At 43.7% G+C, this 22,744-nt stretch carries 23 protein-coding genes; 3 read left to right on the top strand and 20 right to left on the bottom strand.

Features of this window, described 5'->3' with window-relative positions:
- Positions 1-29: 29 nt before the first annotated feature.
- On the bottom strand, positions 30-2,252 hold the full coding sequence (locus B158_RS0111050; RefSeq protein ID WP_018625440.1) for a winged helix-turn-helix domain-containing protein: 2,223 nt from the start codon (positions 2,250-2,252) through the stop codon (positions 30-32).
- A gap of 201 nt (positions 2,253-2,453) precedes the next feature.
- Between B158_RS0111050 and B158_RS0111045 the strand changes: the two genes are divergently transcribed.
- Complete coding sequence (locus B158_RS0111045) at positions 2,454-4,532, top strand: hypothetical protein (RefSeq protein ID WP_018625439.1); 2,079 nt, start codon at positions 2,454-2,456, stop codon at positions 4,530-4,532.
- A gap of 57 nt (positions 4,533-4,589) precedes the next feature.
- Here B158_RS0111045 and B158_RS0111040 read toward each other — a convergent pair whose 3' ends face one another.
- The 10 genes from B158_RS0111040 to B158_RS0110995 all read right to left on the bottom strand — a co-directional run bounded on the left by B158_RS0111040 (position 4,590) and on the right by B158_RS0110995 (position 13,764).
- Positions 4,590-6,281, bottom strand: a complete 1,692-nt coding sequence (locus B158_RS0111040; RefSeq protein WP_018625438.1) for a Na(+)/H(+) antiporter subunit D — start codon at positions 6,279-6,281, stop codon at positions 4,590-4,592.
- Positions 6,271-6,612 (bottom strand): hypothetical protein, encoded by a 342-nt coding sequence (locus B158_RS0111035; protein ID WP_018625437.1) that lies wholly within the window; start codon positions 6,610-6,612, stop codon positions 6,271-6,273. Before B158_RS0111035 ends, B158_RS0111040 begins: the two co-directional genes overlap by 11 nt.
- Positions 6,605-8,095, bottom strand: a complete 1,491-nt coding sequence (locus tag B158_RS0111030) for a monovalent cation/H+ antiporter subunit D family protein (protein ID WP_018625436.1) — start codon at positions 8,093-8,095, stop codon at positions 6,605-6,607. The genes B158_RS0111035 and B158_RS0111030 overlap by 8 nt, the downstream gene beginning before the upstream one ends.
- Positions 8,092-9,570: a monovalent cation/H+ antiporter subunit D family protein gene (locus B158_RS0111025; RefSeq protein ID WP_018625435.1), complete on the bottom strand. Its 1,479-nt coding sequence runs from the start codon at positions 9,568-9,570 to the stop codon at positions 8,092-8,094. Before B158_RS0111025 ends, B158_RS0111030 begins: the two co-directional genes overlap by 4 nt.
- Complete coding sequence (locus B158_RS0111020; protein WP_018625434.1) at positions 9,567-9,935, bottom strand: cation:proton antiporter subunit C; 369 nt, start codon at positions 9,933-9,935, stop codon at positions 9,567-9,569. Before B158_RS0111020 ends, B158_RS0111025 begins: the two co-directional genes overlap by 4 nt.
- Entirely contained in the window at positions 9,932-10,999 is a 1,068-nt protein-coding gene (locus B158_RS0111015) for a DUF4040 domain-containing protein (protein ID WP_018625433.1), read from the bottom strand. The genes B158_RS0111020 and B158_RS0111015 overlap by 4 nt, the downstream gene beginning before the upstream one ends.
- Positions 10,947-11,318 carry a monovalent cation/H(+) antiporter subunit G gene (gene mnhG / locus B158_RS0111010; protein WP_018625432.1) on the bottom strand — a complete coding sequence of 124 codons (372 nt, stop codon included), beginning with the start codon at positions 11,316-11,318 and terminating at the stop codon, positions 10,947-10,949. Before mnhG ends, B158_RS0111015 begins: the two co-directional genes overlap by 53 nt.
- On the bottom strand, positions 11,318-11,593 hold the full coding sequence (locus B158_RS13095) for a monovalent cation/H+ antiporter complex subunit F (RefSeq protein ID WP_018625431.1): 276 nt from the start codon (positions 11,591-11,593) through the stop codon (positions 11,318-11,320). The genes mnhG and B158_RS13095 overlap by 1 nt, the downstream gene beginning before the upstream one ends.
- Positions 11,593-12,078 (bottom strand): Na+/H+ antiporter subunit E, encoded by a 486-nt coding sequence (locus B158_RS0111000; RefSeq protein ID WP_018625430.1) that lies wholly within the window; start codon positions 12,076-12,078, stop codon positions 11,593-11,595. Before B158_RS0111000 ends, B158_RS13095 begins: the two co-directional genes overlap by 1 nt.
- Positions 12,079-12,369: 291 nt before the next feature.
- A complete protein-coding gene (locus B158_RS0110995; RefSeq protein WP_018625429.1) occupies positions 12,370-13,764 on the bottom strand; it encodes a M28 family peptidase in 1,395 nt (464 codons plus the stop codon).
- Positions 13,765-13,868: 104 nt separating this feature from the next.
- Here B158_RS0110995 and B158_RS0110990 point away from each other — a divergent pair, with 104 nt between their 5' ends.
- Both B158_RS0110990 and B158_RS0110985 read left to right on the top strand, forming a co-directional pair.
- The gene (locus B158_RS0110990) at positions 13,869-14,354 is read left to right on the top strand and encodes a glutathione peroxidase (RefSeq protein ID WP_018625428.1); all 486 of its coding nucleotides are present in this window, start codon (positions 13,869-13,871) and stop codon (positions 14,352-14,354) included.
- Positions 14,347-15,177, top strand: coding sequence for an SDR family oxidoreductase (locus tag B158_RS0110985; RefSeq protein ID WP_018625427.1), 831 nt, complete (start codon positions 14,347-14,349; stop codon positions 15,175-15,177). The genes B158_RS0110990 and B158_RS0110985 overlap by 8 nt, the downstream gene beginning before the upstream one ends.
- Positions 15,178-15,248: 71 nt before the next feature.
- On the opposite strand, the gene B158_RS0110980 is transcribed toward B158_RS0110985, so the two are convergent.
- The 9 genes from B158_RS0110980 to lepA form a co-directional block, all read right to left on the bottom strand.
- Complete coding sequence (locus tag B158_RS0110980; protein ID WP_018625426.1) at positions 15,249-15,767, bottom strand: porin family protein; 519 nt, start codon at positions 15,765-15,767, stop codon at positions 15,249-15,251.
- A gap of 118 nt (positions 15,768-15,885) precedes the next feature.
- Entirely contained in the window at positions 15,886-16,269 is a 384-nt protein-coding gene (gene acpS / locus B158_RS0110975; protein ID WP_018625425.1) for a holo-ACP synthase, read from the bottom strand.
- Positions 16,270-16,278: 9 nt separating this feature from the next.
- Positions 16,279-17,028: a pyridoxine 5'-phosphate synthase gene (gene pdxJ / locus B158_RS0110970; RefSeq protein ID WP_018625424.1), complete on the bottom strand. Its 750-nt coding sequence runs from the start codon at positions 17,026-17,028 to the stop codon at positions 16,279-16,281.
- A gap of 98 nt (positions 17,029-17,126) precedes the next feature.
- On the bottom strand, positions 17,127-17,855 hold the full coding sequence (recO, locus tag B158_RS0110965) for a DNA repair protein RecO (RefSeq protein ID WP_018625423.1): 729 nt from the start codon (positions 17,853-17,855) through the stop codon (positions 17,127-17,129).
- Entirely contained in the window at positions 17,855-18,754 is a 900-nt protein-coding gene (gene era / locus B158_RS0110960) for a GTPase Era (RefSeq protein ID WP_018625422.1), read from the bottom strand. The genes recO and era overlap by 1 nt, the downstream gene beginning before the upstream one ends.
- Positions 18,755-18,756: 2 nt before the next feature.
- Positions 18,757-19,446, bottom strand: a complete 690-nt coding sequence (gene rnc, locus B158_RS0110955) for a ribonuclease III (protein ID WP_018625421.1) — start codon at positions 19,444-19,446, stop codon at positions 18,757-18,759.
- A gap of 33 nt (positions 19,447-19,479) precedes the next feature.
- On the bottom strand, positions 19,480-19,845 hold the full coding sequence (locus tag B158_RS0110950; RefSeq protein WP_018625420.1) for a DUF4845 domain-containing protein: 366 nt from the start codon (positions 19,843-19,845) through the stop codon (positions 19,480-19,482).
- Positions 19,846-19,919: 74 nt separating this feature from the next.
- Positions 19,920-20,786, bottom strand: a complete 867-nt coding sequence (lepB, locus tag B158_RS0110945; protein ID WP_018625419.1) for a signal peptidase I — start codon at positions 20,784-20,786, stop codon at positions 19,920-19,922.
- Between the two features lie 15 nt (positions 20,787-20,801).
- Positions 20,802-22,610 (bottom strand): translation elongation factor 4, encoded by a 1,809-nt coding sequence (gene lepA, locus B158_RS0110940; RefSeq protein ID WP_018625418.1) that lies wholly within the window; start codon positions 22,608-22,610, stop codon positions 20,802-20,804.
- Positions 22,611-22,744: the final 134 nt, after the last annotated feature.

The following is a 22,744-nucleotide window of genomic DNA, read 5'->3' as shown; positions in this document are numbered from 1 at the left end:
GATTGTACTAAGGCCTTGAGTTGTAGGACTCAAGGCTTTAATAAGATCATGGATGATTGTGCTTGCGTATGCCGTTGATAAAGTATTTTGTCCGCATTATGCGAAACAGACAGTAGCCAAGGAGAGCCATAGTAATTCTGAATGAAAAATGCTTTGTTCTGATTCAGGTCATAACGATAAACACTCATCTTGGGGTAGTCATTAGAAAGGTAATAGATATTGTTTTTCCTGAGGTACATACTGTTCCAGCTAAAGACATCAATGTTATCAACTATTCTGATCTCGCCTTTAGTGTCATAAGATTTAAACCATAGCCCCGCTGTATGATACTTCAGGTAAAAAATGCCTAGTCCGTCATCTGATTCAAAAGCAGCGTACCCACCCTTCTCTGTAATTTGCTCAACTTCTAATTGTTTTTCATCAGCAAACAACGAGCGTTTGTATATCTGCCAATCACCGTCCTTATCAGAAGAGAATAAAATTGACTGCCCATCATGACTCCATGACTCTCCCTCGATTGATTCCCCTGGTTGTGCTTTATAAAGGACTTTAAGTTTTAGGCTATCTACGGATAACTGATAGATTAACTGATTATGGATAAATAGAATGTATCGGTCTTCAGGCGACCATCTCAATCGTCTTATATCAAAGTTCGATTCAAAATGAGTAAGTTGCTTCTCACTGCCGTCTATATTTTTTAGCCAGATCTGAGGCTCTCCAGTTCGCCGCGAAACAAATGCAATTCTATCTGAAGTATTGGCATATTCAGCATAATTATCGATAGAGCTTGATGAAATAACCGTTAAGGGTGACTTCCCGCTAGTTAAATTGTCCTCTAATGGTTCTGTTACGATATTCACTACTTTACGACCTGTAACCACGGCTAACTCATTTTTAACTGGAGAGTGTACGGGAAATGAAACGGTCTCAAGACTTTTTGCAATATTTCTTTCCACACCTATGGAAATACTATAAGCATCAATTTCGGTAGAGTTTCGGTTATAGATAAGTGTATTGCTGTCAGTAGACCAGTCAAAATACCGGTTCCAGCCTACTAGGTTTCGAGCCGTTTCAATTTTATTGTTAGCTAAATCTAACAAATCAATTCGACTATTTCGCCAATTGACATCTTTCAACACAGCCAGTTTAGTGTTATCTGGTGATAACCTGATACCCAATGCACCTCTGGTTTTTCCTTGAGTATAATTGGTTAACTGTTCAGTCTTGCCTGTCGATATAGTAAGACGAAACACCTGCAAAGGAGATATTTTTGAAACTGCGCTGGTAAAATAGAGATATCGCCCTGCTTTCCCCCATTCCACGTCGTTATGTTGCAATACTCCTGAACATTGGAGCAATGTGGTTGCTTCATGGTTTTTTGAATTAAAGGTAGTGGATGTCAGCAAAGGTATAGCGACAACATCTATCATGCATCGCTTATTGTCATAACGAAGAATGGCTACCTTACTTCCATCTGGTGCCCACGAAGGTTTTAATTCATCGGTTTCGTCGTCGGTAATCTGATATAACCGACCATCTTTCAATGACTCGACATAAATATCCCAATCATCTTCGATACTTTTGCGGTAGCTGAAGGCTATCAATTGGCCGTCAGGAGAGAAGCTCGGATCCTTAATTGAGCCATCTAATGTAATTAATGGTGTCGAGCTTTTATAGCTATTGATGCTGAGGTAGTAATACAACTTTACTGAAAAAGAACCAAATAAAATGGCAACTAAAAATATGAGCGTCCAATTTATGACTTTGCGCCAAAGCTGTGTTCTTTTCACAGTTTCAGCTTTGCCCACTTTAGCAAAAGCACTACCTTCAACGCTCTGTTCATCATTAATAGTAGAGCCGATTTGTTGCCGAGAAAACTTATCCGCAGATTTATTATCCACAAGGCTCGAAGGTTCACTGTCAAATTCATCAATGGGCCCTACCAGCTCAACATGACATACCAACTGGTAGCCTTTTTTCCTTATGGTTTTGATATATTCCTGCTGAGAGTCTTTAGCCAGTATCTGTCGTAATTTATTAATTATCCGGTAAACAGAGTGGTCACCAACGACCCTACCTTTCCAAACTGACTCAATAAGCTCATTTCGACTCACCACACGCTGTGGGTGTTTAAGGAAATACTCCAACACTTCCATTGCTAAAGGCTCAATGTAGTGCTCTTCATCCTGAAACTTGAGCTTATTGTTATCGGGAAAAACTAACCAACTTCCCATTTGAATGGTTTTTAACATGGCTTTGGGGAGACTCTCTATGCTATATGATAAAATTATAAGTTATTGATTTATTTTAATTATTGCTGTTGTTTTAATTCTATAATCAGGTTGTTATTAAATTATAATCAACTAAATATCACAACAACATCAATCAACTTTTACGTGTTTATGCCAATGTTTTGAAGCCTAATTCACAAACAGAGGAAAGGTAATTTAAACATGAAAAGTTATAAATATCTCACCATGGCGTGCCTGTTGCCCATTTTATGGTCAGCATCAGCCGAACTAGACGCTAAAGAAGCTCAAGTCACAAACCAGAAAGCTTCAGCGCAACTTATCGAACCTTGTCTAGAGCCCGTTAGCGTTCAAAGCCAGGAAATCAACCGTATCGAGCCAATCGATGACTGTGATGGTGGTGGAGGCTCTACCGGACCATATTATCCTCCTGGCACTCCCGGCTCAATCAAGTCACCTGTTTATACCAATGACAGTAACTACCGTGTAAGCTGGACCAGTGGAAATGGCTACGGCTATCCAGTTCGTAATGAGCTCTATCAGCAAACCAACAACGGTAGCTGGTCAAAAGTCTATGATGGCTATGGTACGAGCAAATACTTCACAGCTTCATCTGGGAAGTTCCTCAAGCGCTATCGCGTCCGTTCCTGTAATACTAAAGGCTGCAGTAGCTATCGTTATAGCGACAAAATGATTGTTAATTATCAACCTCGCCCTAACCTTTACTCAGAATACAGTTTTTTATCAAATATTGACCAAAAAGCTGCTTCTTATAAGTCTTCGGTTAATAGTTATGAATCAGCTCTCATAAGAGATGATGCAAACAGTGGCAGTACTTTGAAAATTTCCGGTTCAGGAGAACGCTTTTATCTTGGCGATGGCTATGACCTGATTCGAGGTGGTTTAAAGCAAACCTGTCTTGATGTTGATCACCCTGATTTCCAAATTACTCAAAATACTCCTTACGAGCCAGTAACTTTTGATGTCAGTTATGTATCCAATAATGACCATCTGGCTGAATTGCTCGATGTGTCTGGTTCAGCGAAAGTGGGCTTCACTGGTGATGATCTAAGTCTTGGCCTATCGGGCGAGAAGTCACGCTTTGTACAGTCTATTTCAGATGAAGAGACAGTCAGATTCGTAGTCAAAATTGTTAATCGTGAACAGAACTGGCGCTTAACAACGTCTGCCGATCCTATCGACCCGGACTTCACCAACAATATGCTGTCACCCAATAATGCAGATGCCAAAGCTGACTTTAGAGAGTTCTGTGGTGATGCGTTTATTGATGGCGCCAATGTTGGTTCCGCGTTGTATCTGGTGTTTTCTTTTGACTCAAAAAAATACAGCCATACAGAGCGGGAACAAAAGAAAGGTCAGTTAGGTTTGAAATTAGGTGATGTCTTCAATGCTAACGGTGCAGCTTCTTCTAGTACTGAGCTGGAAATACTGTTGGAGAATTTACAGGTCAGCATAAGCGCTTCTCAAGTTGGTGGCCCTGAGGGATTAGCAGCAAGCGTAACGCCATCCAATGTAATTGATAAATATAACCAGTTCCTGCAAGGTACAAACTCCAATAATTGGGCGGCCGTCGAGTTTTCAACCCGACAATATGTCAGACCTTCTGCGTACAGCAGCTATCCTCACTCAGCTATTTTCGCAGATATCACTGGTAGTCAGGGGCCGTTAGCGCAAATGCGTCGTTGGGCTAACATCAGTGTACAGCATACCGAACGCTGTCTACCTTGGGATGATTATGGCAAAACCGCTCCAGCACAGTGTGGTAGCTCTCAAGCGGAAATTAGTACTGCGATGGACGCTTGTCGAGATACGCGTCAATGGGCTGACTGTAAACATCCATTAGCCTATACAACAGGCAACATCAGCGCCACAATCCCGGGCACAAACCTCTATAACTGGTTGAACGCTAACGTTAAGAAACTTGAGAAAAGTGCTGTTTCTAGCACCTTCGATCATCATGTTCATAAAGGTTCTCTAGCGGTTGATGATTATACCTGCCTGGCTGAATCTGCTTGTTTCGCCAACCCATTCTTAGGTAAAGGCCCCGGAATTGGTAAGGGGTTTGAGGTAATTACTTATGAGTATGACAACCCGAAAGGCAGTGGCCGTAGTTATAGAATTTACCCTCAGAACTGCGTCAACTCGACTGCTTATCTTGAAACTCGGAATTGGTTCCTGGGTGATACAACAGCTGATTGGCATTACAAGATAAAACTTGATGGGATATGTCCAGAAATACAGGACTTTGTTATTGTTCAATAACTCTATCTCACGAAAAAGCCGGCATATGCCGGCTTTTTTTATGGAACCTGGGAAAGGTTACCAGAAACTTAGGATAAGATAGGTTGCCAACAAAATGGTTACCCAGATGACCATACTTCCCGATAACTGAGTTCTGGATAAGACTCCATCCGGTGCATGACGAGAGAGCATCCCAAGTGCACTGTTCAGGCGATCCATGAACCAGCCTCTGAAAGCCGCATCCAGACGCCACATGCCATTAAACAGTGGTTTAAGGGTTGCCGGGAACAGGCGACGATAGAACCAGTCCACATCTAAGTTGACCGATGGCAACTCAGGTGGATACATACCGCGAAGATTTAGCCAGATAAATGCCAATGCGGAGAAGAACAGTAACTGAAGCTGAGTCAGTACATGGGTTGCATCATAAGGGTTATAACCCGTATCGAATGGCAATAATTGATACAGAGCATTCGGATAGACACCAATGGCAATACACAGAACTGCCGAAATAGTCATTGCCATCAGCATATTCTTTGGCGGCTCTGTAGTTCTTATGCCTGAGTCATGGGCGAAGAAGGCAAAGTATGGAATCTTGATACCCGCATGATGGAATACACCAGCCGCTGAGAACAGTAGTAGTAACCATGCCCAGCCATAACCATTTTCAATGGCTGCTGACATCACCATCGACTTACTGACAAAGCCACTAAATAATGGGAAGGCTGAAATCGAGGCAGCACCGACCATACACAGGATTGCGGTCTTGGGCATGCTCTTATAGAGCCCTCCCAGCCTCGAACCGTCGATTTTGCCAGTCATGTGCAAAACAGCACCCATCGACATGAATAACAGGCCTTTAAATAGAATGTCATTAAAGGCGTGGGACACAGCACCATTGACCGCCAACGCCGTACCTATACCAATACCCACAACCATAAAGCCAATCTGGTTGATCATACTGTAGGAAAGTACACGGCGAAGGTCATTCTCGATCACAGCAAAGAAAATGGGGAAACAGGCCATGATGACGCCGATATAAACCAGTAATTCCGTACCGGGATAAGCTCTGGCCAAGGCATAAACGGCAACCTTAGTGGTAAAAGCACTTAAAAATACAGTACCCGTCGGGGTTGCTTCTGGGTAGGCGTCGGTCAGCCAGTTATGTAGCATTGGGAAAGCACACTTAATGCCAAACGCAATAAAGATTAACCAGCCGGCGGTTCCTTCAAGTCCAATCAAGCTGAAACTGATGCTCTGCTGCTGGTAGGCGTAAAAAATAATACCGACCAGTAAAATAACGCCTGAGAGCACCTGAATGATTAAATATCGCATGCCAGCAACATAGGCTCGTTCAGTCCCTCGGGCCCAAATTAAAAAGACTGAGGTAATGGCCAGTAATTCCCAGAAAATAAACAGGGTAATCAGATCACCGGCAAATACTGCACCAATCGCGCTTCCAGCATATAGCAGGCCACTGATTTGCTGCAGAGTGTCTTTAACGTGGATAGAAAATAGGATGGCCAGAAATGCTGCTATATGGAAAATATAACCGAACAACAGGCTCAATTTATCGACCCGATAGACCTCCAGCGAGAAACCAGCAATGTCAAAACCTAAACTGGTGCCAACCGGTACAGTCAATAAGTGAATACCACTGATTACTGGGGTTATCAGTAATATTGCCTGTCTTAATCGACCTTTCGTTAGCAGCGCAATAACCGCACCAATAAAAAACGGTACGAAGGCTGGCACTTCACTAATCCACATGCTTGCCTCCAGCATTGTTATCTAGTTGTTCCTCAGAGGCTTGCTCTGTGGGCTTATGCTGCTTTAACTCCATGCGGTCATAGTAATCTTCATCTCGCATCAGGAAGGTTCGCATCCATTTAGCAATTAACACCAGAACCACACAGCCAATAAAACCATAAATGGCATAGAAGCCAAACAAGGACTCCCACGAATGATAAACGTGACGATGAATCACAAAATCCAATAACACCAAAACAATACAGCACGCATAAACGATGTATAAAAGGCGTTTAATGTTTTTCGGGTTATCAAATAAATACTGCTTTTCAGTATTATTTTGCTTAGCCATTAACACCTCCGGATAAACCTGCTAACGATGCAGCAAGTTCATAAAAAATATCGGGCCAGAAGAAAAGAATCATAGTCATCAGGGCTGTAATTGAAAGTGCAATCAACGAAGGCAACGGAGCCTCTTTAATCGCTGAGCGCTCGACTTTAACCACCTGGCCAGTGCCTGGGAAAAAAGCTCTGAGTGGAATCGGTAGCAGATAGGCAATGTTTAAAAGCGAGCTTAACATCAACACTGACATCACCACCCACTGGTGAGTATCCAAAGTGCCCATCAATAAATACCACTTACTCCAGACACCAGCTGCCGGTGGTAAGCCAATGATACTTAAGCTACCGATAAAGAAAGCAATCATGGTAATCGGCATCGCTTTTCCGAGACCACGCATGTCGCTTATTTCCGTTTTATGGGCAGCAACCATTATCGCGCCAGCGCAGAAGAATAAAGTGATTTTACCGAAAGCATGAGCCACGATATGCAGTGCACCGCCAAGAATACCTGCCTGCGAAGCCAGTAAGGCTCCGATTGTAATGTAACCCAGTTGGCTCACCGTCGAATAAGCCAGTCGCTTCTTGAGGTTATCCTGACGCATGGCAACCAACGAGGCCAACAACACTGATGCTGCAGCCAGATAAAGTAACCACTGTGTAGCAGGAATATCACGCAGCAGGTCGATGCCAAAGATATAGACACAAACCTTTAAGACCGTGAATACACCGGCTTTAACAACCGCTACCGCATGTAACAAAGCACTGACCGGCGTTGGAGCTACCATTGCCGCTGGTAGCCATCGATGGAACGGCATGATGGCCGCTTTACCAATACCGAATATAAACAGCACCAGCAAAACGCTTGCCGCAACAATGGATGTATTCTCATCAAACACACCACCTTCGGTAAAGGTCAGCGTGCCTGCCTGCCACCAGGTTCCGACAACCGCCAGTAACAGGAAGCCAATAGAGGTTGCTAGCAAAATCGACAAATAAGTACGACCGCCCTGCTTTGCCTTATCCGTTCCGGCGTGAGTCACCAGCGGATAAGTGGACAGGGTTAGGACTTCATAAAAAACAAATAAGGTAAATAGATTATCAGCAAATGCCAGCCCCATGACCGCTGAAATGGCCACAGCGAAACAGGCATAAAAACGAGTTTGATTGACTTCACCATGACCACGCATATAACCAATGGCATAAATCGAAGTCACAACCCATAATGAGCCCGCTACGAGTGAGAAAAGCACTCCAAGAGGCTCTGCTCTAAATGAAATATCAAGACCAGGAAGTAGCTCAAGCCATTTCACATACGCAGTCTGACCAGAATCAAAACCCTGATAAAAAATGATAACCGCAACCAGTAACAAACCGCCGGCAATTAAGGTGACTGCTTCGCGCAAGTTAGCCCATTTGCCAAATGCAATAATTCCCGGTATCGCCAGTAGTGGCAAAATGATGATGAGTTGCATTAATACATTCTGATCTATCATTTGGCCACCCCGAATAAGCTAGCGGAAATTTGCTCTGACAGTCCAACCGTGAAGCTGGTATCAATACCAAAGTAAATATTAGCCAACACCAGAATCCAAGTTGGTATCAATATCATTAACGGTGCTTCCTTATAAGGAGCACTGTCCTGCAATGCCGGGCGGAAGTAAGCTGCTTCAACGAGACGCCAAACATAAATCACTGCTAATAAAGAGCCGACAAGAACCAGAATGGCAATTGGCCACCAGTTCGACTCCAAAAGCGCTAGCACCAGATACCACTTACTCACGAAGCCAACCGTCAGCGGTACACCAATCAAACTCAGGCCACCAACTACAATGGCCCCCATAGTCCATGGCATCTGCTTACCAAGGCCAGCAAAAGCTTTAATATTGACGCTACCTACCCGATAAACCACACCGGCCAGAGCAAGGAAAATGGCTCCTTTCATCAAGGCGTGATTAAACAGATGTAGCAATGTTGCAACCAGGCCAGTTTTGGAGCCGATGCCCAGGCCTAAAATCATGTAGCCAATTTGAGCTACGCTGGAGTAGGCAAAAAGTCGTTTAATATTATTCTGATAAATGGCCACGATGGAGGCAGCAAAGATTCCCATCAGTCCCAGTGCAACCAGTATTTCCTTCAGCGGTAAATGCGAGAAAGAAAATTCAAAACCATAGACACTGAATATAAATCTTAGCAATACATATATCGCAACTTTTGTTGCTGTGGCAGCAAGAAAAACTGTAGCGATAGATGGCGCATAGGCATAGGCATTTGGTAACCACAAGTGCAGTGGGAACAACGCCAGCTTTAAACACACACCAACCATGAAGAACGCAAAAGCCGTAAAGACCGTTTTAGTTTGCTGCACTTCTGGCAGGCGTTCGGCCAGATCGTACATATTGAGTGTACCGGTCATCATATACATCATGCCAATACCAATCAGAATAAAGGTCGCGCCAATGGTGCCCATAATCAGATATTGATAGGAAGCCCATAAGGAACGACGATCCCGCCCCATTGCTATTAAGGTATAGGAAGCGAGTGATGAGATCTCCAGGAATACGAAAACGTTAAACGCATCGCCGGTAGTTAGTATACCTAATAGACCTGCCAGGCAGAGTAGGTAGGCAACATAAAAATAGGTTTCCTTCCGCTCAGTTAACTCTTTTTGCAGGCTGGTTCCTGCTGCCAGTAATGCAACCGAACTGATCGAAGTTACCAAAATAAGTAAATAAGCATTAAGTTGATCAATTCGATACTCAATACCAATCGGTGCATCCCAGCCGCCCAATGAATATATCAAGGTGCCGTGAGCCTGGACTTGCTGTAATAAAAGTACGCTGATGACAAAAGCAAATACACTGGCAATTAAAGTAAACCAGCGGACCAGCTGCGCTTCTCTTAAAATCAAACATATTGGAGCTGCAAGTAATGGAACAATCACTTGCAGGATAGGAAGATGATCAATCACTCTTGAGAACCCTCTTGCTGCAAGTCTTTTTCTTGTATGACATCCTCTTCAACTGAGCCGTAAGCTTCTTTAATACGCACCGCCAGCGCCAACCCCAGAGATGTTGTTGCAACACCAACCACGATAGCTGTCAGGATGAGAACATGAGGTAATGGATTACTGTATACCTTGTATGCTTCATTAAGAATTGGTGCTGTCCCGCCAATTACTTTACTCATACTGATATACATAATGAATACAGAAGTCTGGAAAACAGTGAGACCAATTAATTTCTTAATCAGATTGCCATGAGCTATTACGATATAGAAACCACTCATCATAAGGACAATAACAATCCAGTAGTTATATTGTTCTAGAAAATTCATGCGCTTTCTCCGTTGGATTTGCCAACTCGACGAGCAAACGTCAGGAAGATGACCATCATCGCGGTAGCCACAGTTATACCAACCCCGAGCTCAATGACGATAATGCCAACATGTTGACCGGTGATAGCGTTTTCCGCTAACGCGTTATATTCAAGGAAACGGCCACCATTAAGCATTGCCACAATTCCGACGCTTCCGTAAATGAGAACACCGAGCGCAGCCAGCACTTTTACAAAAGGTAATGAAATTGCTTTTGCCGTTGTTTCAACCCCAAACAATATAGCGTGCAAAATAATCGCGGCAGAAAAAATAACACCAGCCTGGAAGCCACCACCAGGTCCATACTCTCCATGGAACTGAACGTAAAGGGCAAACAGCATAATCGGTGGAATCAGGATCTTACCGACAATACGCAAAATCTTATGCTGGTACATTGGTGCCGGAGCCACTGAATTTCGAACCTCTTCAGACTTCATCTCCAATAAAGCTAGCACACCAATCACTGCGGTAAAGACTACCACTACCTCACCAAACGTATCGAACCCACGATAACTGGCAAGCACGGAGGTCACAATATTTGGAATATCAATTTCAGCACCAGATTGCTGTATGTAATGCGGGGCAACGTGTGTTTGAACAGGGGCATTAATATCACCAAAGGCTGGCATATCAAAGGTACCGAATACCAACATAATGCCTGTGCCAATAACTACAAATAATGCAATCCGCGGATGATGCAATGCACGATTTTCAAATCGCCCCGCCATGGCCAAGACAGTCAACATTAGAATGGTTGAAATGCCAGCACCTACTGCTGCTTCTGTAAAGGCAACATCTACAGCATCCATCAGCACAAAGAAGCTTGCTGATAATAGGCTATAAACGCCCATCAGCATGACTGAGGCAAAAAGATCTTTGGTAAAAGCCAAAGATATTGCCGTTAGCGTTAACAGTGCTAACAGGATGACATTAATGGTAATTTCGATGACTGTACTCCTTAATAACTCACGCTTAATTGTTTGTTGATTCAGAAGAAGGCTTACCGAATTTTTCAGGAATGTCATCACTGACTTCCGGCTTGCCAAGTTTTGGTCTTAAACCACCATGTAAGGCCGCCTTTGCCAAAGCATGACTGGCAGTTGGACTGGTTAATAAGATAAACAGGAAAATAAGAAGCAACTTTACTAGCACCGTATCTTGCCATCCTGTTTGCAACATAAGTCCAATCAGTATCAGAGAACTACCCAAAGTATCGGTCACGCCCGCTGCATGCATGCGGCTAAAGAAATCGGGAAATCGGTGGATACCAACAGCACCAGAAAAGCACATAAAGCCACCAAGAACCAATAGCGCCCAGCTTACTGCATCAAGAAAAATAGCCATCAGGCGTCCTCCTCTGGATGACTTACGCCACGCTTGTATTCAAAAAAGCGAAGTACTCCAATCACGGTAATGAAGTTGATCAGAGCGTATACCAGTGCGATATCAAGAAATTCAGGGCGTCCCATCAGATAGCCCAGAACAGCGATGAATAGAACGGTTTTAGTTCCGAACATATTCACTGCCAAGATTCGGTCATAAAGTGTTGGCCCAATAAATGCGCGCACTATAGCGAGCATCATGGCAACCATGAGTGCAATTGCAGCAGCTAAAAACATTAGTCCTCCAGTCGCTTAACTCTTCGATCCATTTCTCCGCCTTGCAGATATTGAATCGAATCATAAGTCAGTGCATAAACCGTCATCACATCATCCTCGATGTCCAGAGTGACGGTGCCCGGGGTTAAGGTAACCGAATTACCGTAAATGGTTTTCCCCATATCTGTCTGCTGGCTCATTTTAAGCTGCATGACAACCGGGCTGATCGACTTTGGACCTGACCAGATCCGCTTAATGACTTGAATATTGGATTGAATAATTTCTTTTAACAGCCACATCCAGTAAGCAAAAATTCTGCGACTGATTTGCAGTGGCTGAGATTCTTCATCAACGATATTCAATCGATGTGCCACAAACACAACGAATAACACAGACACTGCTCCAAACGATAACAGCATGGCATTATAAAAGCCTGAGTTACCTATCCAGATCAGTGACAATACAATGATCAAACTTATGGTGTAGCGAGAACTTTTTATCGTCATTAACAATCCACTTAGTAGAGCTAGAATGAAGTTTCAAACCTAAGCTCTCGCCGATGAAATATCGGCTCAAGTCATAAAATCCAATCGATTGTAGCAACCCCCCAAAACCCGCGCAAGCTAAGCTCATGCGAGGTATTAGGTAAAATTATCGTTCGATAAACTACATAAATAAGTAGTAAGAAAAGTGGATTTTTTTACACTTTTTAACAAATTGGATAAAAAACAATCAGCAGAAAAACAAAAGACGCGTCATTGACGCGCCTTTTGTAATCCAGATTTGAATATCAGGACTTACTCAATACCAAACCCAAAATCACCTTCCATCTGCGCAGCTATGTAAGCCAAAACAACATAGGCAGCAGTATTCTGATCAAGGGATTCTTTCTCAATTTTGTCAAAAGTATCATCAGGTGTATGGTGATAATCGAAGTAGTCAGTGCCATCCTGACGCAATGAGAACACAGAAATTCCATAACCTCGTAATGGGATCAGATCAGGCCCACCACCGGCGCGGTTATTGCCATAAGAGATACCTAAAGGCTCCATGACCTTAACCATTTTCTCAACTACTGGAATGGCTTCTTGCTTAACGCGCGAATCTACACGCCAGATTTTACCGGCACCAAAGTCAGACTCAGCAGCGGTGATAATTCTGCTTAATTCGTCTTTATGAGCTTCTGCATAAGCTTTACCGCCGACAAGGCCCTGCTCCTCATTAGCAAACATGATGACCCGTATTGAACGCTTAGGACGCTCTGGTAAGCGAGCAATCAATTCTGCTGCGGCAACTGTGATGCCAATACCTGCACCATCATCCAGCGCCCCAGTTCCTAAATCCCATGAATCCAGATGCGCCCCAAGAATGATATACTCGTCAGGCTTCTCGGAACCACGAATTTCGCCAATCACATTCTGTGATGTGTAGTCCGGGCCATCTTCAGCCTCAATTTCAAGCTTAACCGTCACAGGCTTACCACGACGTATCATGTTCTCCAACAAATCAGCATCTGGAGCAGATAAAGCCGCCGCAGGGATTCTCTTAACTCCTTCTTCATAGCGCATCATACCGGTATGAGCCATACGGTGACTGTCAGTACCAATCGAGCGGATGATAATTGCTACGGCCCCTTTTTTCGCTGCTTCAACAGCGCCTCTGCCACGAGCCGATACCGCAGGACCATAACCAGAGCCATCACGAGCACGCTTCATACGATTTTTGATGAAAATGATTTTTCCTTCTGCAATGCCTTCAGGGGCATTAACCAAATCTTCAAGTGTGTCAAACTCAATAATTTCTGCAGACAAGCCACCTTCGGGTGTTCCTACGCTGAATCCTAAAGCCGTAATCACCAGCGGTTGTGGATAAGGCGATATAACTTCGGCTTTTTCACTACCACGCTTCCAGGTTGGGAAGGTGACCGGTTCAGTCCAAACTTTGTCAAAACCTAACTCCTGTAGCTTAGCGACACCCCATTTCACGGCAGCTGCATCACCTGGCGTACCTGCCATTCGCGGACCGACCTCAGTGGTCAATGACTCAACCACCTCATAACCAATTGAGCTTTTCAAAGCCTCATCGCGTAATTCAGCCGCAATTTTTAAGTGCTTATCATCAATAGTTGGTACCTGTGCAAAAGCAGAAGCACCCACAAACAAGCAAGCCGATAAACCAATTAATGCCTTCATCTTGTTACCTATGAGTCTTGTTAACGGTTTCGATTGACAGAGCAGACCAGTCATCGCTAGAGTATTTTAAAAGCCAAGTGAGCTATGCCAATCGAGGACAAAAGATGAATACCATATACGAATACTCAGCTGTTTTGAACAATGGCCAGGAGGTTTCTCTGGAACAGTACAAAGGAAAAGTGTTACTGATTGTAAATACCGCTAGCGCCTGTGGCTTTACTCCCCAATACGAAGGACTTCAGAAGCTTTATGACGAGTATAAGGAGCAGGGCTTCGAAATTTTGGCCTTCCCCTGCAATCAGTTTAATAATCAGGAAAAAGGCAGTGATGAAGAGATAAAACAATTCTGCGACCTTAACTTTAATATCAACTTCCCTTTGTTTAAAAAAGTAGACGTCAATGGCGACAACGCCCATCCTCTTTTTACCTTCCTAAAAAATGAGGCCCCTGGCCTGCTTGGCAGTAAGGGGATTAAATGGAATTTTACCAAATTCCTGGTTGGCAAGGACGGAAATGTTATCACACGATTTGCCACGGCCACCAAACCAGAAGCATTAGAAAAACCTATCAAGGAAGCGCTCGATGCCTAGCCTTAAAGACAAAGTTATTATCATTACAGGAGCAAGTCGCGGTATAGGTCGTGCAATGGCTCTTCGCTTTGCCCAGGAAGGCGCCATTATCGTTATTGCGGCAAAATCCGATCAACCTCATCCAAAGCTTCCTGGTACAATCCATACGGTTGCCAAAGAAGTTGAAGCAGCTGGCGGTCAAGCCATTCCAGTACAGTTGGATGTCAGAAAAGAACTTGCGATAAAAAAACTTTGCGATCAAATCGGTGAAAAGTTTGGACGCATTGATGCTGTGATCAACAACGCAGGAGCTATTAGCTTAACTAATGTTGAAAGCACATCCCCAAAACGTTATGACCTGATGCAGCAAATCAATTCGCGCGCCGTTTATTGCTTCGCTCACTATGCGCTACCCTACTTAAAAAAGTCAGACAACCCGCATATTTTGAGCCTGTCGCCACCAGTAAACCTTGATGTTAAGTGGCTCAAAGATTATAGCCCCTATAGCCTCTCAAAATACGGCATGAGCATACTAAGTCGTGGCATTGCAGAGGAGTTTAAACCCTATGGCATTGCGGTGAATACCCTTTGGCCAGAAACCTATATCGCTACAGCGGCCATAGAGTTTGCTGTAGGCAGCAAAGAAACCCTCAACTATGCGCGTAAGCCCGAAATCATGGCTGATGCAGCCTATGTTGTACTCACTCATCCAAGTAAGAATTACACCGGTTTATGGCTGATTGATGAGCAGGTTTTAAAAGCAGCCAAGGTCACTGATTTTAGTCAATATGCCTATAATCCTGAGTATGAAGATAAAATTCAAAAAGATTTGTTTTTAGACTAGTAGAAAATATCAAGAATAAAAAAAGCGAGCGCAATGCTCGCTTTTTAATTGATTCAATCAAAACGAACGAATTAGAACTTAAATTTTATGCCAAGTCCAATTCCGTCGATTTCACCACCATCTTTATCAAGGTAGCGCATATATTCAACACTAAGATCCATATCGTTAGTTAGAGAAAAATCTGCACCAAAACCATATGACATATCAGATTCAGAATCGCTTACAGTTTCTCCAAAGCCAGAAGCTTCAACCTTAGTTTTTGTATAACCTACAATGGCATAAGGATAAAATGCATCAGTAGCAGGTAGACCCGCTCTTAGATATGCACCGTAATAATTTTTGACCTCTAAATCGACACCAAAAAAACTGTCATCGGTGGCAGCAAGGCCTACACGCAATTCACCAGAGAAGTTCTCGTTAAAGTAGGTACCAATTTTGCCATCAATGGTCATAGAGTCGAACTCGAAATCAGGAGCATCCACACTATGCTGGGTAGCACCAAAGCCAAAGTAATTACCTTCTTTTGCAAAAACGCCTGTAGTCATTGTTAAAGCTGCAACTACCGCACCAGCTATCATTGTCTTTTTCATCACAAAAATCCCTCTGTTAATTAGTAAAAAGGTTCTTTCAGGCGCTAGTAAAGCACTTTGAAGCTGAACCCAATCTGAATTGTATGACTAATTAGTAAATAAATGCAATGCTAGGCGGTTAACGCTTTGACTCAGCAATTGCAAAAGCAACCGCATACTTTTTTTCGTCAGAGATTGAAAGATGAATTGTGGTAATACTTTGCTGCTCAGCCCACTCCCTGGCCTTACCCTCGAGGCTAACCTTAGGCTTACCGATTTCGTCATTAATGATAACAAGTTGGACAAAATCGATTCCCTGTCGCATGCCTGTTCCGAGCGCCTTGCTTACCGCTTCTTTAGCAGCAAACCTTTTAGCTAAGTAATTGATTTTATTTTTGGTTTGTTGATAAAACTCCATTTCAACGGACGCTAAAATTCGCTCGGCAAATTTTTCTCCATGACGTTCCATTGAGCGCTCTATGCGTTCAATATCAACAATGTCAGTTCCTACCCCAAAAATCATTAGCTGTCCTTATGAGTTAAAGGGCCACTGTCGCGCTTCGACCATCAGCTTTTTCATGTCGGCGACCGCTTTATCCAAACCGCTAAATACCGCCCGTCCGATAATAGCGTGTCCAATATTCAGCTCCACAACTTCTGGGATGGCGGCTATTGGCTGAACATTATGGTATTGAAGACCATGGCCAGCATTCACCTGCAAGCCCTCCGAAACGGCATGTTCAACGCCATGCTTAACTTTCACTAATTCAATTTCCTGCTGCTCGGGGCTTTTTGCATCAGCATAGGCGCCTGTATGAATTTCAATTAAAGGAGCTCCTGTACGCGCAGCTGCATTAATCTGTTCTTCATCAGCATCGATAAACAACGAAACCTGAATACCGGCCTCAGCCATGCGGTAACACGCCTCTTTCATTTTGCTTTCCTGACCTTTTACATCAAGACCGCCTTCTGTAGTTAACTCTTCGCGCTTTTCTGGTACCAGGCACACATAATGCGGCTTAATACGCTCCGCAATTGACAACATCTCATCAGTTACTGCCATTTCCAGATTCATACGTGTTTGAATAGTACGTGCTAGAACTTCCACATCACGATCGGTTATGTGCCTCCTATCTTCTCGCAGGTGAACAGTAATACCGTCCGCTCCATTCTGCTCTGACACAAATGCCGCCTGCACAGGATCCGGATAATCAGTGCCTCTTGCATTACGAACAGTTGCTATGTGGTCTATGTTGACGCCCAGTAGAATTGGATTTTTCATAAATATGCCGTTGAGTTAATACAATTGGGTAAGCTGTCCCAATTGTAATGCTGGATGAATCTTACAACAATGAATTAAAAGTTATGCTGCCGAACATGCTATGAAACCTCAGTCTGCATAGCAAGGGTTTGCTGCAAAAGCTTGCGACTATTCAGTTCTTTGCCATTGAGTAATTGATCAATGTTCAGGCGACAGACCTTACGTGCCAAAGCCGGCGCACCACTAATATTCCAATGATGGTCGGCCACCGCCAGTATAGTTGCTCCATTTGCTAACCAACTATCCGCTGGCGCCTGCAACTGTGGAATAAATCCCTGTTCAGGCACAAAGGCATAGGTCATGCCATCTTCGATAGCATCGCCATAGATATCATGTTGCCAATCTATGGCATAACCTAATACATCGAGTAACTCTAGTTCAAATTCACGGAGTATCAGGTTGGGCTTATCGCCTGCATGCAAGTGCTGCAAACTGGTTTTATAAAGGTGAAAAATATCGAGGTGCGGATCCCATTGAATGAAAAGCCGGAGTAATAATTCATTTAGGTATAAAGCGGAAAGACTGGCGATTCCCTGTAAGCGATGAGCAAAGCCATCAGGATCAAGCTGTTTAAGTGTTTTTAATTCACCACGCCCCATCCAGCTAACTTTTATCGGTTGAAAAGGCTGCAGCAATGCTCGATTTGAATTCTTTCGATTGCCGCGAACGCCTTTGGCCAATACATTTACACGACCATAATCTTCAGTAAATAACTCAACAATCAGGCTGGTTTCTTTAAAGGGCCTGGCGTGCAGGACAAATGCTGATGTAAGTTCCGAACCGGCCATTAAATATCATCGTAACCCAAAGAGCGCAGTGCTCGTTCATCATCAGCCCAGCCATCTTTAACTTTAACCCAAAGCTGCAGGAATACTTTTGTGCCGAACAGTTCTTCCATGTCTATTCGTGCATCCTGGCCAATCTGTTTTAAACGTTGCCCCTGCTTACCGATAATAATCGCTTTCTGCCCCGAGCGTTCAACTAAAATCAATCCGTTGATATGCAAAGTACCTTTCTCATCAGCTTTAAACTGCTCAATTTCCACCGTCGAAGAATAAGGGATTTCTTCACCCAACGAGCGCATTAATTTTTCGCGTATCAACTCAGCTGCCATAAAGCGCTGACTTCGATCGGTCACATAGTCTTCGGGGAAGAATAGATCACCTTTTGGAAGCCATTCTTTAATCTGGTTAATCAATGGCTCAAGGTTGTCCCCACGTAATGCAGAACCAGGGAAAACTGCATCAAACTCAAAACGTTCGGTGATTTTCGCAAGATGCGGTAACAGTTGCTCTTTATCCTGAATTTTATCGACTTTATTTACAAACAGGATAGTTTTACAGTTGGTTTGCTGTAACTTCTCCAGCACTAATTCGTCATCTTCAGTCCACTGGGTTCCATCAACAACGAAGATAATCACATCCACATCAACCATCGAGCTGCTCGCAGCGCGATTCATATAACGATTGATTGAGCGAGCTTCTTTCTTATGAATACCGGGTGTATCTACAAACAGAATCTGCGCGTCATCATCGGTATAAATACCTAAAATTCGATGGCGGGTGGTTTGTGGTTTTCGTGAAGTGATACTGACCTTTTGCCCAAGAATGTGGTTCATCAAAGTTGATTTACCAACATTGGGGCGGCCAAGTACCGCGACGTAACCACAACGAAAATCTTCATGCATAACTATTTACCATCTAATATTATTGCTAACGCTTTTTCAGCAGCCTGCTGCTCTGCGTTGCGTCGGCTTGAGCCCGAACCATGTGTTTTGACTTTCTTTTCTGCTAATACGCAGGCCACATCGAAAGTCTGTTTATGCGGCTCGCCAGTCACCTTCAGTAATTCGTATTCAGGCAAAGGTAGCTTTCGTGACTGAAGCCACTCTTGAAGCTGTGTTTTTGGATCCTTTTGCACGGACTTGAGGTCTACATTATTCAAACGTGTTTGGTAAAGACCTAAAATGACCTTTTTAGTCGCATCAAATCCGGCATCCTGGTATATGGCACCAATAATAGCTTCCAGTGCATCAGCCAGAATTGATGCGCGACGGAAGCCACCACTTTTAAGTTCGCCCTCACCTAAATAGAGACAGTCACCGAGCTCTAGCTCTTTAGCAATTTCAGCTAAGGTTTTGCCTTTAACCAGACTTGCTCGCAGACGGGTCAGTTGCCCCTCATCTGCTTTCTTTAAATGGGTAAATAAGTACTCGGCAATAACCATTCCTAAAATGGAGTCACCCAGGAATTCAAGACGTTCATTATGTTTATTAGCGCCACTGCGATGGGTTAGCGCCAGCTTAAGTAGAGAGGGGTCGTTGAATTGATAGCCAAGACGATCGCATAATCGTTCAATTAACAGTTTTTTGTGACTCATCTTGGCAATAGAAACCTTACTTTTAAGTGCTATCTAATTAAGAGGAACTTCGTTCTCAAACTCAAGTAGTGCGCTAATATTGCCAAACAAAGGAATACGACGCTCATACTTTATGTAAAGGGCTCGCCCACCAGTTATATCCTTAATCTTTGCATCAGAAGCTTTTACCGATTTAACCTCATTTATATTAAAGCGGCCTTCAAGCAGACGTCGAATTTCGCCAGTTGAGCTATTACCCACATTCTGTTCAGCAACAGAAGCCATAGAGCTCTTAATGCTGAAATATTCCAGATAAGCTGGTGTCAGTTTGATCAACATGAACATAAAAAACAGGACGATGGCCAGTACAATTACCCAACCCGCACCTGTCATACCATCTTGATACTTTTTGTTTAGCATTTCCCCATACTCCTTTGTCCTTTCTGCCAGATACTCATCTCTGGACAGAAAACGCGTTAACGCACTGATTTTGCTTATTCAATAGAACCTACTCTACCAAAAGATACGCCTTTTGGTAACTTTTTACCAAATATAACCGGCTCTTCTGTGAACTCTAAAAACAACCACTTGTAGGCTGCACGACCAATGAGAGCATCCTCATCGACAAATCCCCAAAATCGAGAATCGGCACTGCCATCACGATTATCGCCCATTGCAAAATACTGACCTTCTGGAACAACGGTTGACCATGAGTGATTAAGGCTTTGTGACCTTTGAATGCCCTTATACAAAACCTGATAGTCATTACCACTCAGGTTTTCGCTATACAAATCGAGCACTTCCCCTTGAGGCACTAACTCAGGTACTTCATCAGAAACAAACTGAGGACGGAGCATAATCGGTTGGCAGGTCTCACCAGACTCACATTTAGGAGTAATTGTGAGCACTCCACGGTTCCACTCCAGGCGATCACCGGGTTCACCTATGATACGTTTGATGTAAGCAGTTTGCGGCTCATGAGGTGGGTGAAACACAGCTACATCGCCTCGCTTTGGCGAACCAGTAGGGATAATGACGGTATTAAAGCCCGGCATACGAATACCGTAGGAAAACTTATTGACTAAAATGAAGTCACCGTCATAAAGACCCGGGTTCATGCTGCCAGAAGGGATTCTGTAGGGCTCATACAGGAAAGACCTGAGTAGAAAAACGACGAGAATAATCGGAAAAAACGAGCGGCTGATATCGATGAACATAGGCATTTTTTCATTCCCTTTTTCATCATATTCAATGCCTTTGGCTTCCCTTTCTTTTCGCCATTTCAGCTTATCAATAAGAACAACGGCGCCTGTAACGACAGTTGCCAGCAGCAAATAAAATCCAAAATCGTAATAGATCATCAGGCCCTTCTTTTGTTATTTATTATCTTTTCCAACATGTAATACAGCCAGGAAGGCTTCCTGCGGTATTTCCACTTTACCAACCTGCTTCATACGTTTTTTACCAGCTTTTTGTTTTTCCAGCAGCTTACGCTTCCGTGAAACGTCACCACCATAACACTTTGCCAGTACGTTTTTACGCAAGGCTTTTACGGTTGAGCGTGCAATAATATGATTACCAATTGCCGCCTGGATGGCAACTTCAAACATTTGACGAGGAATAATCTCTTTCATCTTTTCAACCAGTTCACGCCCTTTATATGGCGCCTGATCTTTATGCACAATCAATGCCAGAGCATCAACTGTTTCACCATTAATCAGAATATCAAGACGCACCAGCTTATCAGTCTGGAATCGTTTAAAACTGTAATCCAATGAAGCATAACCACGGCTAACTGACTTTAACCTGTCGAAAAAGTCCAGCACCACTTCATTCATCGGCATTTCATAGGTTAAGGCTACCTGGTTTCCAGCATAATGCATTTTGGTCTGTACACCACGCTTTTCAACACACAAAGTAATTACTGCACCAAGATGCTCCTGTGGCACTAAAATATTAGCCTCACAGATGGGCTCACGAATCTCGTCAATGTTCGATAGTGGCGGCAATTTGGATGGATTATCAACGTAGAGGGTTTCACCATCAGTCGTTGTCACCTCATAAACCACAGTTGGCGCGGTGGTAATAAGATCAAGGTTATATTCGCGCTCTAGTCGTTCTTGAATGATTTCCATGTGCAGCATACCGAGGAAACCACAACGGAAACCAAATCCCAGCGCAGTTGAATTCTCTGGTTCATAAAACAGAGAGGCGTCATTCAGACTTAACTTCGCCAATGCATCACGGAAAGACTCGTAATCATCAGAACTGACTGGGAACAGGCCGGCGTAAACCTGCGGTTTAACCTTTTTAAATCCTGGCAATGGCTTTTCAGCTGGAGACTTTGCCAAGGTAATGGTGTCACCTACTGGTGCACCCTGGATCTCTTTAATGCCCGCAATAATGAAACCTACCTCGCCCGCTCGCAGGATACCGGTATCACTACGCTTTGGAGTAAAAATACCAACATGATCAACAACATGGGCTTTGCCGGTCGACATCACCTGCATCTTTTCACCGCTACGAATGGTGCCCTGCATCACTCGTACCAGAGAGACGACACCAAGGTAGTTATCGAACCATGAGTCAACAATCAATGCCTGTAGAGGCGCATCAGGGTCACCTTTGGCAGGTGGAATATCTCTAACAATACGCTCAAGTAGCTCTTGAATACCAACACCTGTTTTGGCGCTGCACTGCACCGCATCCATCGCCTCAATGCCAACGATATCTTCAATTTCTTGAATCACGCGATCCGGGTCTGCTGCTGGTAAATCAATTTTATTGAGTACTGGCACAACTTCCAGATCCTGCTCAATAGCCGTGTAGCAGTTAGCCAGAGTTTGAGCTTCAACACCTTGCGCAGCATCCACTACCAATAAGGCACCTTCGCATGCAGCCAAAGAACGCGATACTTCATATGAAAAATCAACGTGTCCAGGAGTATCAATAAAGTTCAGTTGATAGGTATGACCGTCTTTTGCCGTGTAGTTCAGAGTCACACTCTGCGCTTTAATGGTAATTCCGCGCTCACGCTCTAAGTCCATGGAATCCAGCACTTGCTCCGCCATTTCCCGGTCGGTAAGGCCCCCGCACGTCTGAATCAGACGATCCGACAAGGTTGATTTACCGTGGTCAATATGGGCAATAATAGAGAAGTTACGAATATAATCGGTGTAGGACATAGATGTTCCGCTGAATTCCTTCGATTGTTGATGAATGTGCCATCAAGAGGGCCATTTGCCGGCTCAACTCAAAATAGCTTGCTACGCATTGGTATACTTGAAATTTAGCGGCCTATTGTAGCTGAAACAACTGA

The organism is Kangiella aquimarina DSM 16071 (genome assembly GCF_000374105.1).
GTDB classification, from domain to species: domain Bacteria; phylum Pseudomonadota; class Gammaproteobacteria; order Enterobacterales; family Kangiellaceae; genus Kangiella; species Kangiella aquimarina.
The sequence above is the reverse complement of the archived record's forward strand: the minus strand, read 5'-3'. Positions and strand labels throughout refer to the sequence as shown.